The following is a 17,053-nucleotide window of genomic DNA, read 5'->3' as shown; positions in this document are numbered from 1 at the left end:
GGTGGTCGAGGGAATCAACAATAAACTTAAACTAATAAAACGGAGAGGCTATGGCTTGAGAAACTTTCGGAATTTTTGGGTTAGAAGTATGTTATCTTGGCATCTTGTCTGTTGATTTAGCATAAAGAGTAACGAAGAGCCGAATTTTTCTCAAGTTACTATTTCTATTTTAGGTGGTTTAAGTGCGTTTTAGCTTAGTCACCCCACAGAACCCCCTTGAGCCATATTGCACACTTTTCTCTTTTTGTCAAATTTTATGTTAAGAAAGATGTGACTAATGGATAGCTTATTAAGGGGGGATCGGCACCCCCCTTAGTCCCCCCTTAATCACCCCTGCCCCCTTGATAAGGGGGCAATCTGACAATTTTTAACAACTACTGACTACTTATCAGTTGTTTAAAATACAACTGTAGGGGCTGAACATTGTTCAGCCCAGAGAAAAGAAATACTTGCAGTTATTAGTTATGGACTTAACCAGTAACTTTTTTCCATCTTACTGGAAAGCGGTGACAATCAAGCTTAAACTAATACAAAAGTATTTATTTAATTTTGTTAACTTCGGCTAAAACTTTTTCAGTCACCGATTGAGGAATCCGGGTAAATTCCAATTGATTGTTAATACCTTGACCGGTGGTGAGAATCCAAGTCAACAGTCTTTTAATTTCTGCCGCTTTTTTGTTATCAGCGTAGTCTTTCGGTACTAATAACCAAGTAATCCCGACGATCGGATAGCCATTGCTCGGATCGTCCATATTGGCGGTAAAATCGGCGTTAAACTTGATCCCTTCCATAGCTTTGTTAGCTTGAGCGAGACTCGGTTCGACAAATTGACCGGCTTTATTTTGAACTTTAGCGGTTCTCATGGTTGCCCCTTCATTTTTGCGGGCAAAGGTATCTTGAACGTAACCGATCGAACCTTCTGTTTGTTTAACCAGGGCCGCCACACCATCATTTTTCGGTCCCTTGAGAACCGTAAAACCCCAGTTAGGTTCTTTGCTGGTTCCCACTTTACTTTTGAAAGAAGGACTAATAGCGCTCAGGTGGGAAGTAAAAATCTCGGTAGTACCGCTACCATCAGCCCTAACCACTACTTTAATCGGTCGGTCGGGCAGTTTCGGATCTACTTGTTTCCAGTTGGTGATCTCACCACTGAAGATTTTACCCAGGTTAGCCCGAGAAATTTGCAGGTTATTTACCCCCGGCAGATTATAAACCACGGCGACGGCTCCTCCGGCGGTGGGAACCAGCAATAAACCGTTTTTCATCTGGCTTTTTTCCGAGGAAGAAGGCGCGGCATCGGAAGCCCCAAAATCGACGGTTCCGGCGATAAATTGCCGAATACCAGCACCGCTACCGACGGAATTATAGTTAACGGTGACACCAGTGGCGTTTTTATAGTCGGCAAAATAACGCTGGTATAGGGGCGCGGGAAAGGAGGCTCCTGCACCGTTCAGGGTTTGGGCGAAAGCTTCTCCCATCGTCCCTGCTAGGGCCGCTGCCGTGGCGAAGGAGACAGCACACACACGAGTTAGGGTAGCAGTTGAGAATATCATAAGTTTTCTGGTTGAAGAATTCTGCACAATTGAAGAAAGTTGAACTTTCTTCAAAATATAGTTTAAGGCACAAATATTACTTTTAAATCTAGAAATATTTTAGTTTTTTTTGGTTAAGATTTAGTTAAGCTTACTTTAATCACCCTTAACCTTAAACCTTGATTAGAAAAGTAGTTAGTTAGTAATTTTATCGGCAAGATTTTCTAGGGAAAATAGACGAGGTTTAAGCCGATGCCAAGAAAAACTAATTGATCCCATCATTACAGATTAGAACGGGATAAGCGCATCTCAAATACTATGAAAAATTGGTATTTTGCTAGTTAATTTTACTACCTAAGCAAAATTGATTACAGTTCTAAGCTGTTAGCCGTAAGCCTTGAATCAGTTTCATTGATCAGTTACCAGTTATCAGATGTGAGTTTTCAATTCACTGATCACTGTTTACTGATAACTGAAAGGTCTCCTGTCTCAACTAGGAAATTAATTGTCCACGACTACTTATAAGTTCTCAAAAATTGCGCCCCTAGTTATCGTTTAAAATCGAAGTATCAACCTTGGCCAAATTTGAGAGATAAAGGTAATGGCTCGATCGCACCCCGTTCCTAACTTGCCGGTAGCCCCGGAAAAACGGCAATTCAACCCGCGGTTGCTGTTGCCCCTAGCTGTTGTGATTGCCGCCGGTTATCTCGGTTGGCGACATTTTGCCCCGGTCCCCCCAGCTACGGTACTCAATGTCAGTGGCAGGATTGAAGCAGACGAAACTGATATCGGGGCAAAAACTGGCGGACGAGTAGATCAAATTTTAGTCCGGGAGGGCGATCGAGTCAAAGCAGGACAAGTGATCGCAGTAATCGTCGATGAGGAAGTTAATCAACAACTGCAAGCAGCGATCGCGTCCGTTAACGCCGCCCGACAAGAGGAAGCACAAGCATTGTTAGATATTAGCGTGGCCGAAAGTCGCATTCAAGAAGCGGCAGCGAACTTAGTGCAAGCAAAAGAAGACTCCTCCGGACGAGTTAGCCAAGCGAGCGCCAACGTTGCTGCCAGTCAAGCGGCAGTAGAACAGGCCAAAGCGGAGGTAAAACAGGCAGAAGCGGCAATAATCAGGGCAGAAGCCCAATTAAAACTGGCTTTAGCCGATCGAGAACGTTACGATCAACTATTTAAGCAAGGAGTAGTTAGCCAGCAACAATTCGATCGCACCCGTACCGATGCCGACGCGGCCAAAGCAGACTTAGACACCGCTAAAGCGACTCTCGTGGCACGACAAGCCGCCGTTAACACTGCCAGGCAGCAACTGCGAGCAGCCCAGGGAAATTTAGCCCAAACCCGTTCCACAGCCCTTAATTCCGTCATTCGCAGTAATCAGTTAAGCGCTTACCAACAACAAAAAGAACAAGCTAAGGCCCGATTAGCCATAGCCCGGGCAAATTTACAAGCGGCGATCGCTAATCAACAACAATTACAAAAACGTCTCGACTCCATGCAGGTAAAAAGCCCGATTAATGGCATCGTTCAGGATCGTCCCTTGCAACCGGGGGCCGTAGTTACCAGTGGGAAAACCCTGCTCACCGTCATCGATCCCCAATCGATCTATCTGCGCGCCTATATACCAGAAGGGGACATCGGCAAAATTTATGTGGGCAAACCAGCGCAGGTATTTCTCGACTCCGATCCCGATCGCCCCTTAGCTGCTAAAGTTAGTGCGATCGATCTAAAAGCTGCCTTTACTCCCGAAAATATTTACTTCCAAAAAGATCGCGTCCGGCAAGTGTTTGGTGTCAGATTAGCGATCGATCAGTCGGAAACCTACGCTAAACCCGGGATGCCCGCCGATGCTAAAATTGACTTGAAAATTGGTATATAATTCAACTAATTACAAATCGTTATCTTGAGGGGCTTTGCCATCGGGAGTGCAGATGACTTACCTATCCCAAAAACCTCTGGTATTCGAGGATTTTTTACAAAAATATGGCAATGAATTTCGCTACGAATTAGCCGATGGAGAATTAATCGATATGGAACCGACTGGACCGCATGAAACGGTTAGCGGTAAAATAGCGACCCACATCGGTATGGCTTTAATTAAAGCGCGAAAACCTTGGTTCATTCCCCGAACCTGTCTGATCCGCCCTTTTACCGACGCGGCCACGGCTCGTCGTCCCGATGTTGTCGTTCTCGATGAGACCGTTCTCCCCCTAGAACCCATCTGGGACAAAGAACCTGTAATTACCCTATCCCGATCGATTCAATTAGTTGTCGAGGTGGTCAGTAGCAATTGGGAGACCGATTACGCTCGTAAGGTGGAAGAATACGCGCTTTTGGGAATTCCTGAATATTGGATCGTCGATTATCGCGGATTAGGAGGAATTGCCTTTATCGGCAAACCCAAACAACCCACTTTTACCGTCTGCCAACTACTTGATGAAGTTTATCGGCAACAGCAATACCGTTTGGGAGAACTGATTTCCTCTCCTATTTTTCCCGATCTTCAACTCTCTCTCAACGATGTTATGCCTCGTTGATGTAAACGGGTCTGCCTTTACTAATAACCTCAACTGTTTCAGAAATATGGTTCTTCGTTACTTGTTATGGTTCGATCAGAGGGCATAAATTGACTAAACCCTTATCTGGCAAGAAATTTAATTGATTAGTTCGCTCTAGATAAAAAACACTTGACAAAAATCGCCAAACGTCTTTCTCTATAAGGGTTCCATCTTTTATAACTCCCCTCCATTACATAATACAAACTGAAGAACCTGTTACATTTGGTAAATCGAGGAGTTGATTAAAATTTATCCACATAACCCACCTCCTGTTCTGTATTGCCATTATACCATGCTCACACAGAACCTAGAAGAGTCGAGTATCTTGCTTTGCAACAACAAGGGTTTCCATTAATTAAACTTGCTAAGAAGTTAAAAGAATCATAGTTACCTGTTGTAAGGTGACTTTTTTGGGTTTCCATTAATTAAACTTGCTAAGAAGTTAAAAGAGTCCGTGCCGCAAGAGGCTGCGGCACGGACTGTGCAGACTCTAGGGCCAAAAGCGTTTCCATTAATTAAACTTGCTAAGAAGTTAAAAGGAAAAAAGTTTCATCGTAACCAAAGCAGGAAAATTCATGTTTCCATTAATTAAACTTGCTAAGAAGTTAAAAGATAAATCTAACACACCAAAGGAGATCGTGTTTATGGTTTCCATTAATTAAACTTGCTAAGAAGTTAAAAGATTGGGATGACGAGGAGCTTAAGGAGCAAGCTATCGTTTCCATTAATTAAACTTGCTAAGAAGTTAAAAGCAGTAGGGGCAATTCATGAATTGCCCCTACTTGGATGGTTTCCATTAATTAAACTTGCTAAGAAGTTAAAAGGCGCCTGAAAATGCCAACCAACTAATCACGGCAGCCCACTTGTTTCCATTAATTAAACTTGCTAAGAAGTTAAAAGCTTCAAGATGAAGCGCAGCAAACACAGTTAACCCTGCGTTTCCATTAATTAAACTTGCTAAGAAGTTAAAAGAAAACAAAAAAAGAGGCCAACATGTCTGAGCAAAATGCGTTTGTTTCCATTAATTAAACTTGCTAAGAAGTTAAAAGACTAGCTTGCCAAAACTAGGCTGTATAAGGATTGTACAACGATTTTTCGTGGGATATTGAAAAGCATAGAGATTATTAATAATATTTCTCAATAACTACCTCGGTCATGAGGCTCAAAGCTTTACTGGGCAAAGCATCGACGCACCTCAACGAAAAATATAGATTTTCAGCCATTGTGTCTAACCCGCGAAAAATGTTGAGAACCCCCCCATTCCATCGGCATAAAACAATAGAAATTGTTCCACGTTAATGCCTATGAGATCGGGAGCATCTCACCTTTGTAACCCCTAAATCAGGTTTTTATGTCAAGCTATTGAAAACCTTGCTAGAAAACAGTTTTAGGGACAAGTATAATTACTCATTTGCATAAATGAGATGCTCTCTAGGTTATTAGCTTGTCCCCCTGTCAGATGCGATAGTTAATCAATTATTTTGCTTAACTATTTTCGTTTTCGTGATAAAGTTTAAAGAGAGGCCTTAGCAATTTATGATTATGCCAGAATCAGAGTCCCCTATTAATTCAACAAATTTCTATTCTCGTAAACTTTGTGCCTTGCTAAAAGACCACTCCATTTTGCAGCAATTACAGTCTATTCACCCAGAAGAGTTACAAGGACAGGAAGAGTTACCCCAGCAAATAGCTAGTTCCTCTGATCGCGTTAATCTAGGAGAGGCTCAAGGCACTAATATTAATAGCGTGAAACATCCCATCAGTGGACAAACTCGAAATATTACTTCACAAGACTCACGACCAGAAATTCCCGCAGAGATTACCTCAGAAACAGATATAGAAAAACTATTTTGGTGGTTTTGGCGATTTTATCCCGAACTCATCCGACAAAACCAGAATGATTTTTTCCTCTATCCTGCTCACAGCATCCTTCCTGATTGTCCCCTACATAGCTACAAAAGTACCGTTTCCGCTCTAGTTGGGGCGATGTATCCCGAACATTGGCAAGAAGGAGGTAAATCCCAACATCCCTATCTTTTTCTCTTTACCTTCTCCCCAGTACAAGAATTTATCAAAGCATCCCGAAAATTTGTCGATTTTTGGGCAGGTTCCTATCTACTGCACTATCTCAGTGTTAAACTCTGTTGGTATATTGCCGAAACTTATGGGTCTGATGCTGTGATTACTCCTTCTCTTTGGAGTCAAGAAATTATCGATGCTTTAATTGTTAAAAAATATCCAGATTTTGCGGCTAATTTTGCTTCTTTTCAAGACGGAATATCTCCAGTTGGTAGATTTGATAATGGCATCTCTGCAAGTTTAAGTACGGCTGGATTTCCTAATGTGATTACGGCTTTAGTTCCTGGTAAAGAAGCAGCTAGAGAATTGGGAGAGAAATTAAAAAAATGTTTAATAGAAGAATGGTCAGAGATTGCCAAAAAAGTTAGGGAAGATATTAAAAAACGAACCCTAGAGTTTCTTAAAGATACTAAAAATCAGCAGAAAATAGATGAAATATTATTAAAAGAGTTTTTAAGCGAACAAGAAATATGTAAACGAGATTTAAAAAAATGGCAGATAGGACATCATGGTAGTTGTTGGGAGTGGAATAAACTCTGGGAAGCACAAATAGAGAAAACTTGGGAAACTTACTGGACTGCAATGCCTCTAGGCAATCCAGACCAGCCCTTAACTATTAATCCTACAGAGGAAAATTATCAGCAATGGAAACAAGCTCAAAATGCGATCTCCCCTCCCCATTTAGCTGAATCTTTACCTACAACAGCCGAAGAAAACCTTTACGAACAGATAAATACTGGTACTTGGTGGGGGGCATTACAAGCTCGTTTGGGACAGTCTATTCAAGCCGTAAAAAATACTCGCACTTGGGCAATTCCTACAGCACCTGGGGAACGTTCCACTTTATCGGGTCAGTTTAGCGCAGTCCATCCCCAATTACATTATCACGGGCAGTTTAAAAATGGAGGTGGACTTTCGGCTCGATCAATGCGTCTATTTTGGCGATTAATGGCTGAAGTTTATCCAGGGTTATTTAATGGCTCAGAAAAATTGAATGCGATCGAATTAACAAAACGCATGGCTTGGCGATATGGGGGAGTTGCTGAATCTTTGGGAATTAATCTAGGGCAAGAAGATGATATTAACTATGATAATTTAATTCGTTTTCCTAATTTAAGTTCTATTGCTGCTGCAAGATTTACTTGCGAAGATTTTAAAAAAGGAGGACAAAAAACACGCAACTATTGGAATTGTCTTAACACGCTTATTAACCAACAATTGCCTAACAAAGCAGACACTTTTGCCTCCCGTACTCGTGGTCGTCCTTATCAGATATCAAAAGTTGATCGGCAAATTAATCCAGAAAATAGGAATGGACAGAATTTTAATGGAGTCATGTTTTCCAGTAAATGGTTAGCTGATGACATGAATTGTAACGCTCAAGAAACAGCAACATTAAGAAGTTTAGTTGAAGAAGCGCATAAAAAAGCAAAATTTGGCGAAGGAAGTCCAGCCGATTGGTGGGTAATTGTCCTCGGTGATGGGGATGGGATGGGGAAATATGTCTCTGGATCAAAATTAAAGAAATACAAAGAGTATTTAATCACAGATGCGATCGCAGAAAATGTCAAAAATCATCAAGATTACCCAGATTTACTAGCAACGCAAAAACGCATGGGGCCAGCAACCCATGTCGGGTTAAATCGCGCCTTATTAGACTTTTCTAATCGCTTAGTACCCTACCTTACGGAAGAACGTTATTGTGGTAAAGTCGTCTATAGTGGCGGTGATGATGTGATGGCAGTGTTACCTCTAGCAGATTTACCGGGATATTTGCGATCACTTCGTGCTGCTTGGTGTGCTGACCCAGATCCAGAAAGAGAATTCAGCACAGAGGGGGGTTACTGGACTCCTAAACAATCTCTGCAAGGATTACAACAACGTCCCTATTTTACGATGGGAGATGGGGCAACCATGAGTCTAGGCATTGTTATCGCTCATAAAAGTGTACCTCTTCCTACCGTATTAGAAAGCCTGTGGACGGCTGAAAAAGACCGTGCTAAAAAGTTATATGGAAAAGATGGACTCTGTTTTCGGGTGATTTATGGTTCGGGTAATACTTTAGAAGCCTTGATGAAAGGGGAGTTATTAGACTTATGGTGGAATTTTATGCAGTATGATCAGCAAGATTTAAGTGCGTTGTTCTATCGATTAGCCGAAGAATTACCACTTCATGCTTGTGTTACTGAAAGCGATCGCCTATTGAGAAAAGCTGCACAAGTGATCATCAACCGTCGAGATCAAACACTAGAGTCTCATATTCAAGAAAACTTGCTCGATTGGTTGGATCAGTGGGAAAACTGGGCTTATAGAACCTATAATCAAGTAAATAAAAATAAAACTGAAAAAAAAGTACCTTTAGGCACGACAGAAAAGGATTTAGCTAATCTTTTGCGGTTTAGTGCTTTCTGGAATGACAAAAGGATGCAACAAATGAAATGGGGAGAAACGGAGTAATAAACTATGGATGAACAGCAAATGTATTGGTATGCGATCACTCCTTTAGATGTATTGTTATTTCGGGAAGCTAAACCTTTTAGTCCAGGGGAGAGTGCTTGGGCAAAAGGACTATTTCCCCCGTTTCCCAGTACAGTTTTTCAAGCATTGCGCTCGACTTTATCCAAAGATGTCAAAGATTTAGATTTTATGGGGCCATTTCTCTTAAGTCCCCAAGATAGATTATGTTTCCCCACTCCTAAGGATTTAGTTGCAGTGAGTTGGAGCAAAAAGAGTCAGCCAAAAGATGAGGAAACAAAAGAAGAGGAAAGAGAAGATAATTTAGACGATACAGCTTCGGATTGGCATCGAACTTTACGTCTTCAACCTGTTGATCGAACAGATGAAGCTTGGGAACATTTGTTGTTCGACGAGGCGGGATTAGCTCCAATGGTAGCTCCTTTTAGAGAGCTAGTTGAAGAAGAGAACAGAAGAGAATTTTTCTGTCGTCCCTATCCTTGGATTACAGCAGAAGCTTTAAGCGAATATCTACAAGGAAAAGAACTTAAAGATCCTACACAATTTCAGGATGATCCTTGGAATGTGCAGATCATGCCTCATATTCAAATGCAAGCGGATAAGCGACAAGTAAAAGATGAAGATGGCTATTTTACTGAAGTAGCGATTCGTCTTAAACCAGGTTGGCGATTAGTAGCGGGAATTAGTATAAAGTTAGCGAAAACAGTAGTACGGTTGGGAGGAGAAGGACATCGGGCGATTGTCATCCCATTTACTTTGTCCGATGCTGATCAAACACTGCTTAATCCTAAGACCAATACAACAGGTGATTTTGCTTATTTACTCACCCCCGGACTAGCGGTTAAGGAGGAAGCCGTTTATGGCGTTTATCCCTGTGATTGGCAATCCATCTTAGCAGGATGTGTCAGCGATCGTCCTTTATTGTGGGGTGGTGTTTCTCAAATTAGGCGCAAGTTAGTTATTTCCTGTGGGAAAGAGAATCAGGAGCGCACCACTTCGCAGATTTCTTCGGGATCATCATCCCCTAACTCAGAAGCAAAAGGAGATGAGGAATTTGCTTTATTGCCACAACGAGCCTTTGTTCCACCTGGAACTGTCTATATCTTTAACCAGATTCCATCTGAAACTGAGGCACTCTTACCTAAACCTGAATCGACGGGGAATTGGTTAACCAGTTTTCAAAAACTCAACTATGGTAAATTATTATGGGGTAATACACCATTATGAATACTTATTTAACATATCTATATCTGCTGACCCCTTTACACACGGGCGGAAGTGCTGATGAGGGCAATTTAATGGGAATCGCCCGCGAAGTCCATACCGAGTTTCCCTATCTTCCTGCTTCCTCCTTGAGAGGTAAAATTCGCTCTGCCTTAGAACCGAGCAATCCTCAAAGTGAAGAAGAAAAAGCATTAGCAAAAGAAGTCTCTCAGTTTTTCGGTCAAAAAATCAAAGATGGACAACAACCCACAGAAGGAGAAGTTTGGTTTGCTGAGGCAACTCTCCTGTTTTTTCCGATCGCATCCTTAAGTCATCACTTAGTCTGGATTACCTGTCCTCTCTGGCTAGAACGTTGGAATCGTTGGTTGAAAAATTCCCCTTTAACTCAATTAATTCAAAACTGTCGAGAGCAAATTACAGAAGCAATACCAGCTTTAGTTAGCTTTACACCCGAACCCCTTTACTTGCAAACTGCAATTCTGCAACAAAATGCCCTAGGGCAACTAAATACTAATGATTCTAATAGCCTCTCACAATCTCTTCAAAATCTTACTAATGCTAATGGGATGATTAATCAGCTTCTGAAAAAGCTAGTCATTGTGGATGATGAAGACTGTATTGCTTTGGTAGAAACGGGATTGCAGCGAGAAGTGCGCGTTGCTCTTAATGAAGGCGAAAAAACTGTTAAAGGTGGTTCTTTTCGCTCGGAAGAAGCCATTCCCCCTGAAACTGTACTTTTCTTTCCTTGGGGAATGAAACCTGTCAAACAAACCGAAAATACTCAGAATATTCGAGGAAAAACTAGCGAATTACTTAAAAATAAACTACAATTTGGAGGTCTAGAAGGATTAGGTCGCGGTTGGTGCGATCTAAAAACAATTGAAACTACTGAAACTATTACAGGAAGTCAAAAATGAAATTAGATTCGCGTCAATTTAGCAAACAAGCACATAACGCTTTAGTTGAAATAAAAAGTGAGTTAGCAGTAACTTACCACAAAAAAGCTAGTGGATTAGTTCAAGGATTAAGCACTTATATATCTACTTGGGGACTGCATCGACTTAGTGGAGATATGCAAAAATTTCTCGGTGGAACTGCCGAAGATACACGCTATAAAGGGAAAGTTTATCAAAAATTTCTTACTAAGCTCAAAGAGTTTAGCGAGGCAGATTTTGATGTTAATGATCAAGGCACATTAATTCATATGCCTTTAAGAAAATATACCGCCCTCAATCACTTGGCAATTAAATTAGCAAAAGAGTGGTCTTTTTGGTCGCCAGCAGTCTTAGGAGAGGCAGAACAATCATGACAGCACAACAAGAATGGCAGAAATTTTTGGAAAAACTCCAAAAAGATAAAAATCCTCTTTATGACTTGTATAAAGATAGTCAGTTAGAAATAGGTACAGAAATAACTATTTATTTTTCTGATGAAGAAGCGAAAAAAAAAGCAAGTGCTAAATGGCAGAAATTACAAGCCAAGTTTCCGCCACACTGGAAAAATCAAAAGATTAATTTCAAAGTTGGACAGTTAGCCCCTTCCTCCATTACTGCAATGACAAGATCGACAGCAAGAACAAATAATCCAACCAGTCGGAAATTAACCAGTCCTCTACAAGCACTGAATCATCGATTATTTAATAATAATGACACAGCTAAACCAGTTCTAATAGAAGCGGCGGCGGCGGATAAAACTTGTCAGTCTTTATACCAACAATTAACTGAGAAAACTAAACGATTAGCTGATGAAACTCTGACTGTTGAATTCATCTGGAGGCTGCGTGTAGGGGGAATGCGCGGTTTTCAGGAGTTACTTCTTCCTGTATTTCATCCAGTCTATGGTGTACCTTATATCCCTTCTAGTAGTTTAAAAGGTGTAGTAAGAGCTTGGGCAAGACAACATCGACCAGAAGCTGAGGTAAATCGACTTCTGGGGAAACTAGAAGATGGTATCGGTTGCGTTCAATTTCTTGATGCTTTTCCCACTGCACCTTGTTTGACTGTAGATATCGCTAATCCTCAATGGAGTTGGGAAAATAACCGAGTATGCTATCAACCTGTCCCCCATTATCTGTTGTCAATGGAAGAACCTGAGATTTTAATTGGGTTGACTCGTACTAGCAGAGGTAAATTAGAAGATGTCAGCACAGTCAAAGATTGGTTACAAATAGCTTTATCAGCAGGAATTGGTTCGCGGGTTAGTGCGGGGTATGGTAGAACATCTGTTGCTTCTAGTTTGTCTCATCACTCTTCCCATGCTTTTAAATTATGGACGCAAGGGATATATGGCGCAAATCCTCCCACTAAAGATAATCAATATCAGGGAAATAATGAATTTCGTCCCGTAGCAGTGCGAGGGACCCTGCGTTATTGGTTTCGTGCAGTAGGATTAAGTATTTATTCACCGCAGCAATGTAAAGATTTAGAAGGTAGGTTATTTGGTACTATTGAACCGAAAGCTCAAGAAGGACTAATTCGTATTTCTGTAGATTGGGAAGAGGAAGAAGGTGATCGCAATCGTCCTTATTTTTGTGAAGGTAATATTCTACTAGAAGCTAAAAATCAGGATGCTCTCAACTTAGCAGAAAAGTTATTGCAATTATCTTCTCATTTAGCAGGAATTGGGAGAGGATCGAGACGATCATTGCATTGGAATAATCCAATAGGATTAAGGGGATGCCATTGGGAAGTTGACACTAAAAAACTACCTCGTGATAAAAAACTATGGCAGCAGTTTCTTAGAGAGGTAAGAGATTCTTTGCTTGCCCTACAGTCTGCCATAGGAAATCCTGCTAATTGTCCTCCCGGAAATCCTGGCAATCGCTCTCAAGACGTTTTGAATAGTCAGACTCAAATTTATTTAATTTCTTGTCCTAGTTTAAAATATCCTAGAACTGTCAATAATTGGCAAAACGAAGGATTAAGGTCAGAAGTACGGGGAAAAGGGTTGGATTTCCTTTATAGTAGTGGCTTTAAAGGTGTCAATCAAAAAGGAAATGGAAATGCTAATGTTGGCGGACGAATCAGCCAACGAGGAGAAACTGCTTCTACACCTTCTTATGTGTTAATTAAATCTAATTTTCCCCCACAACAGGAACCTTATCAAACAGTAACAATTTTTGGAGTTAACCAGCGTGATCGCGCTACATTTATTCAACAATTAAACTCATTAAACCCTATGCAAATTCAGTAAATTGGCCCGATGCCAACCAACTCAGAGATTTTTTAAAAATTAAACTTGCTAAGAAGTTAAAAGTCGATGGAATCCCTGAATTTTGGTGGGGTGGCCTTTTGTTTCCATTAATTAAACTTGCTAAGAAGTTAAAAGCAGTAGGGGCAATTCATGAATTGCCCCTACTCCGTTGGATGGTTTCCATTAATTAAACTTGCTAAGAAGTTAAAAGTCTGCTGGTAGTGATTGGGGAAAGGATCGCCCCTACACCGTTTCCATTAATTAAACTTGCTAAGAAGTTAAAAGCCTGAGAGAGGCTGCCGAAAGGCAGTGTATTTCTGAGGTTTCCATTAATTAAACTTGCTAAGAAGTTAAAAGTTCGATAAATGCACCTCCCTTCGAGAGAAGGTAAAAGGTTTCCATTAATTAAACTTGCTAAGAAGTTAAAAGTTGCGTCACTATATGATGCAACAGGGGATTGTAAACGTTTCCATTAATTAAACTTGCTAAGAAGTTAAAAGATATTGGTTTTCAAGTGAAAATAATTCGTGCCTTGTTGTTTCCATTAATTAAACTTGCTAAGAAGTTAAAAGTCTCCTTCCCCCTCTCCTTGCTCGGGAGATTGGGTTTCCATTAATTAAACTTGCTAAGAAGTTAAAAGATTGGCTAGAACAGGCCAATAGTGCCGACTCTTCAGTTTCCATTAATTAAACTTGCTAAGAAGTTAAAAGGTTTTCGGCAATAATGATAGATCCTACTCTTTTACCGTTTCCATTAATTAAACTTGCTAAGAAGTTAAAAGTGGAGATTATCGTGCTTCCGTTTCGGGCATGGGTTCAATGTTTCCATTAATTAAACTTGCTAAGAAGTTAAAAGGATCATATTTAGCGCCGCCGTCCGTTCAGGGTTTTACAGGTTTCCATTAATTAAACTTGCTAAGAAGTTAAAAGAGTTGGAAAGAGAGCACCGAACAATCCTCCAGCTGTTTCCATTAATTAAACTTGCTAAGAAGTTAAAAGAGGCGGAGTGTGATCCTGTGGAATAGTTTTTTTAAGTTTCCATTAATTAAACTTGCTAAGAAGTTAAAAGACAAAACCCCATCTTATCCGGTGTCGATCCATCGTTATCGTTTCCATTAATTAAACTTGCTAAGAAGTTAAAAGTTGCCTATAAAAACTTTGAAGCGGCGAACCGCGCTTTATCGTTTCCATTAATTAAACTTGCTAAGAAGTTAAAAGACTAGCCGATAAAATACTGGCATCGGGAACAATCTATCAGGTTTCCATTAATTAAACTTGCTAAGAAGTTAAAAGACGATTTCGACGAAAGTATCCGTTACAAGCTAACCCCGAAAGGGTTTCCATTAATTAAACTTGCTAAGAAGTTAAAAGTAGAAATAGAACAGACACTTCAAATATTACTTGAAGAAAAGGTTTCCATTAATTAAACTTGCTAAGAAGTTAAAAGGCCAATTCCATGTTGCAAAATGGTAAAATAATAAAGTTTCCATTAATTAAACTTGCTAAGAAGTTAAAAGTTTTGCAGACTGCTGCAAAATCAAGAGAAGATCGTTCGCCAGAAGTTTCCATTAATTAAACTTGCTAAGAAGTTAAAAGAATCATCAAAAATGGTTCTGAAATTGCTTGGTCTTTTTGTGTTTCCATTAATTAAACTTGCTAAGAAGTTAAAAGGCAATGGCAAGTCCGTGAAGGTTTCGGGAGACTCTGGTTTCCATTAATTAAACTTGCTAAGAAGTTAAAAGATTCAATTTGAAAAGGCGGTTGCCCGGGAAGGGCTAGACGTTTCCATTAATTAAACTTGCTAAGAAGTTAAAAGAAGTAAAATCGAAAGATTCATGTGAAGGAAGAGAAAAAGATGCGTTTCCATTAATTAAACTTGCTAAGAAGTTAAAAGAACACATGGGTGTTTGGTGAAGCTTTAGCTGCTTGGCGTTTCCATTAATTAAACTTGCTAAGAAGTTAAAAGGATATTCATGATTCTGATAACAAAAATGATGGGGCTGTTTGCGTTTCCATTAATTAAACTTGCTAAGAAGTTAAAAGTATGGATTATAAAGATGTTAAGTGAAGTAATTTATCAGTTTCCATTAATTAAACTTGCTAAGAAGTTAAAAGAGGGGAAGCTGGCAATCTTGGTGTAGCTGCTGCGGTTTCCATTAATTAAACTTGCTAAGAAGTTAAAAGGAGTGTGAATAGCCTTTCATTTCATAAGTAGCCTTTCAAAAAGTTTCCATTAATTAAACTTGCTAAGAAGTTAAAAGAGTTTCGCCCATCAGACAGGCCCCACTCACCGAGTTTCCATTAATTAAACTTGCTAAGAAGTTAAAAGGATTTTTTTGATAGTCCACCATACCTTATTGACCCTTATGTTTCCATTAATTAAACTTGCTAAGAAGTTAAAAGTTGTATTAGCAGCCGTAATCTTCATCGGAGGATTCGTGTTTCCATTAATTAAACTTGCTAAGAAGTTAAAAGACTAGCTTGGCAAAACTAGGCTGTATAAGGATTGTACAGCAATTTTTCGTGGGATATTGAAAAGCATAGACATTATTAATAATAATTCGCAATAGTTACCTCAGTCATAAGGCTCAAAGCCTTGGTGGGCAAGGCATCGACGCACCTCAACGAAAACTCTAGATTTTTAGCCATTGTGTCTAACCCACGAAAAATGTTGAGAAACCCCCCATTCCATCGGCATAAAACAATAGAATTTGTTCCACGCTAATGCCTATGCGATCGGGAGCATCTCATCTTTATAACCCCTAAATCTTTACGTCAAGCTATTTTGAAAGCCTTGCTAGAAACCAGTGTTAGGACAAGTATAATTACTCACTTGCATAAATGAGATGCTCCCGATATTTTAGTTGCTTTACCTTAATAGCAGCAGACTCTGGTAGCTCTGTATTTGTTGCTCAGGGTTGATCTCTCATCATCCTTTCGGTGTTCGCATCAGCACTCCGATTTTTCTTCAGATAGGTTCTAGAATCGAAATCAAGACGCAGGGGAAGATAGAGTTCCCTGAGTCTGAAAAGTGTACTACCGTGTAATGTTATGAAAAATAGTCTGAAACGATTGTTCCTTCGATTTATGACTGTCTCCATACTTATCGTTTTGCCATCTTGTTCACAAAAGAATCCGATCGCTCTTGTTCTCTTAAAAGACACCTCTGAAAGCGCACAAAATAACGAAGAGTTTAAGACGACAACCAAGAAAGCCTGTAAGGGTATAACAGAATCCATTTCGCGTGGTGATGAATTGAAAGTTATTCAAGTCAATGGCGAACCGGACTTCTTTGAACATCTTACCCCCACCAATCCAACTGATGCGAAAAAGAAGTGTGGAGCCGTAAGCACCACCCAAAAACAGGGAACTTTGACCTGTCCAGCTGTTCGCACAGCCCATAAAATTTTTCAGTCATCAAAAAAACCTGGTGTATTGTTAGTCCTTATAGAGACAAACGAGCGGGAATCACCTTGCCCTCAAGATTGGAGAACTACCGTTAAAAATGTCATTGAAAAAGGGGGATCTGTACTCATTTTGAATGCTACAAACAACGGCGGCGAATCCTTTCGCTTAGAGATCGAAACTGCTTTGGAGGGTCTCCCAGTTACATATGCTCATACTGACGTGGAATTTGCTATTAAGAATGCTATCCAAGAAACTAGAAGAAAAGCTGAGGCAAAACCATGAACAAATCAGATAGTTTCCCTCACTTTGAGGGCACCGGTTGGAATAGTTCCCATGTATCTAATGCCAGTGGCCACACCGAACGAGAATCAGAATCTAACCCGTGGCCAGAGTCGGAAGCAACAGTCAATGGCGCTCAATCAAACGAATTCAATCGACTCATCGCCGAAGACCTTCATCCCCAGGACCAGGAAGACCTCTTACAACGCTTTCCTTGCTATGCAATCGCACAGAGGAGAGTTGCTGCTGCGGAGTTTTGTCGCTCTCAACTTATTAAAATTGATGAATTGTACTAAAG

11 protein-coding genes and 2 CRISPR repeat arrays are annotated in these 17,053 nt (G+C 40.3%); of the genes, 10 read left to right on the top strand and 1 reads right to left on the bottom strand.

The genetic code is table 11. The features are described from left to right. Window positions 1-115, top strand: a 115-nt coding sequence (locus IM515_RS08970; RefSeq protein WP_287627018.1) for a transposase, incomplete at its 5' end; no start/stop codon positions are given. Window positions 116-539: 424 nt separating this feature from the next. Here the strand turns inward: IM515_RS08970 and pstS are convergent. Beyond that, entirely contained in the window at window positions 540-1,553 is a 1,014-nt protein-coding gene (gene pstS, locus IM515_RS08965; RefSeq protein WP_287627002.1) for a phosphate ABC transporter substrate-binding protein PstS, read from the bottom strand. A gap of 580 nt (window positions 1,554-2,133) precedes the next feature. On the opposite strand from pstS, the gene IM515_RS08960 reads away from it, so the two are divergent. The 9 genes from IM515_RS08960 (at window position 2,134) to IM515_RS08920 (ending at window position 17,051) form a co-directional block, all read left to right on the top strand. Continuing rightward, a complete protein-coding gene (locus IM515_RS08960) occupies window positions 2,134-3,420 on the top strand; it encodes an HlyD family secretion protein (protein WP_002765382.1) in 1,287 nt (428 codons plus the stop codon). 52 nt (window positions 3,421-3,472) lie between these two features. Beyond that, entirely contained in the window at window positions 3,473-4,078 is a 606-nt protein-coding gene (locus IM515_RS08955) for a Uma2 family endonuclease (protein ID WP_287627003.1), read from the top strand. Window positions 4,079-4,443: 365 nt separating this feature from the next. After that, a CRISPR array of direct repeats spans window positions 4,444-5,148; the repeat unit is 35 nt; unit sequence GTTTCCATTAATTAAACTTGCTAAGAAGTTAAAAG. A 493-nt stretch (window positions 5,149-5,641) separates the two neighbouring features. Beyond that, a complete protein-coding gene (gene cas10 / locus IM515_RS08950; RefSeq protein WP_287627004.1) occupies window positions 5,642-8,635 on the top strand; it encodes a type III-B CRISPR-associated protein Cas10/Cmr2 in 2,994 nt (997 codons plus the stop codon). 6 nt (window positions 8,636-8,641) lie between these two features. Continuing rightward, complete coding sequence (locus IM515_RS08945; protein ID WP_287627005.1) at window positions 8,642-9,880, top strand: type III-B CRISPR module-associated Cmr3 family protein; 1,239 nt, start codon at window positions 8,642-8,644, stop codon at window positions 9,878-9,880. Beyond that, entirely contained in the window at window positions 9,877-10,794 is a 918-nt protein-coding gene (gene cmr4 / locus IM515_RS08940; RefSeq protein WP_287627006.1) for a type III-B CRISPR module RAMP protein Cmr4, read from the top strand. Before IM515_RS08945 ends, cmr4 begins: the two co-directional genes overlap by 4 nt. Beyond that, window positions 10,791-11,186, top strand: coding sequence for a hypothetical protein (locus IM515_RS08935; protein ID WP_287627007.1), 396 nt, complete (start codon window positions 10,791-10,793; stop codon window positions 11,184-11,186). The genes cmr4 and IM515_RS08935 overlap by 4 nt, the downstream gene beginning before the upstream one ends. Next, complete coding sequence (locus IM515_RS08930) at window positions 11,183-13,069, top strand: RAMP superfamily CRISPR-associated protein (RefSeq protein ID WP_287627008.1); 1,887 nt, start codon at window positions 11,183-11,185, stop codon at window positions 13,067-13,069. Before IM515_RS08935 ends, IM515_RS08930 begins: the two co-directional genes overlap by 4 nt. 28 nt (window positions 13,070-13,097) lie before the next feature. Continuing rightward, window positions 13,098-15,543: a CRISPR direct-repeat array (repeat unit 35 nt; unit sequence GTTTCCATTAATTAAACTTGCTAAGAAGTTAAAAG). Window positions 15,544-16,119: 576 nt separating this feature from the next. Then, entirely contained in the window at window positions 16,120-16,758 is a 639-nt protein-coding gene (locus IM515_RS08925; protein ID WP_287627009.1) for a vWA domain-containing protein, read from the top strand. Next, complete coding sequence (locus tag IM515_RS08920; RefSeq protein WP_287627010.1) at window positions 16,755-17,051, top strand: hypothetical protein; 297 nt, start codon at window positions 16,755-16,757, stop codon at window positions 17,049-17,051. Before IM515_RS08925 ends, IM515_RS08920 begins: the two co-directional genes overlap by 4 nt. The last annotated feature ends 2 nt before the right edge of the window (window positions 17,052-17,053 follow it).

The sequence above is a fragment of the Microcystis sp. M44BS1 genome, from assembly GCF_020244875.1.
Taxonomy (GTDB): domain Bacteria; phylum Cyanobacteriota; class Cyanobacteriia; order Cyanobacteriales; family Microcystaceae; genus Microcystis; species Microcystis panniformis.
Note: the sequence above shows the minus strand (reverse complement) of the source record. Positions and strands in the feature narration are given on the sequence as shown.

Excerpts from the sequence above, each read along its gene's own strand:
- pstS (WP_287627002.1), bottom strand. The coding sequence starts at position 1,553 with ATGATATTCTCAACTGCTACCCTAACTCGTGTGTGTGCTGTCTCCTTC.
- IM515_RS08960 (WP_002765382.1), top strand. The coding sequence starts at position 2,134 with ATGGCTCGATCGCACCCCGTTCCTAACTTGCCGGTAGCCCCGGAAAAA.
- IM515_RS08955 (WP_287627003.1), top strand. The coding sequence starts at position 3,473 with ATGACTTACCTATCCCAAAAACCTCTGGTATTCGAGGATTTTTTACAA.
- cas10 (WP_287627004.1), top strand. The coding sequence starts at position 5,642 with ATGCCAGAATCAGAGTCCCCTATTAATTCAACAAATTTCTATTCTCGT.
- IM515_RS08945 (WP_287627005.1), top strand. The coding sequence starts at position 8,642 with ATGGATGAACAGCAAATGTATTGGTATGCGATCACTCCTTTAGATGTA.
- cmr4 (WP_287627006.1), top strand. The coding sequence starts at position 9,877 with ATGAATACTTATTTAACATATCTATATCTGCTGACCCCTTTACACACG.
- IM515_RS08935 (WP_287627007.1), top strand. The coding sequence starts at position 10,791 with ATGAAATTAGATTCGCGTCAATTTAGCAAACAAGCACATAACGCTTTA.
- IM515_RS08930 (WP_287627008.1), top strand. The coding sequence starts at position 11,183 with ATGACAGCACAACAAGAATGGCAGAAATTTTTGGAAAAACTCCAAAAA.
- IM515_RS08925 (WP_287627009.1), top strand. The coding sequence starts at position 16,120 with ATGAAAAATAGTCTGAAACGATTGTTCCTTCGATTTATGACTGTCTCC.
- IM515_RS08920 (WP_287627010.1), top strand. The coding sequence starts at position 16,755 with ATGAACAAATCAGATAGTTTCCCTCACTTTGAGGGCACCGGTTGGAAT.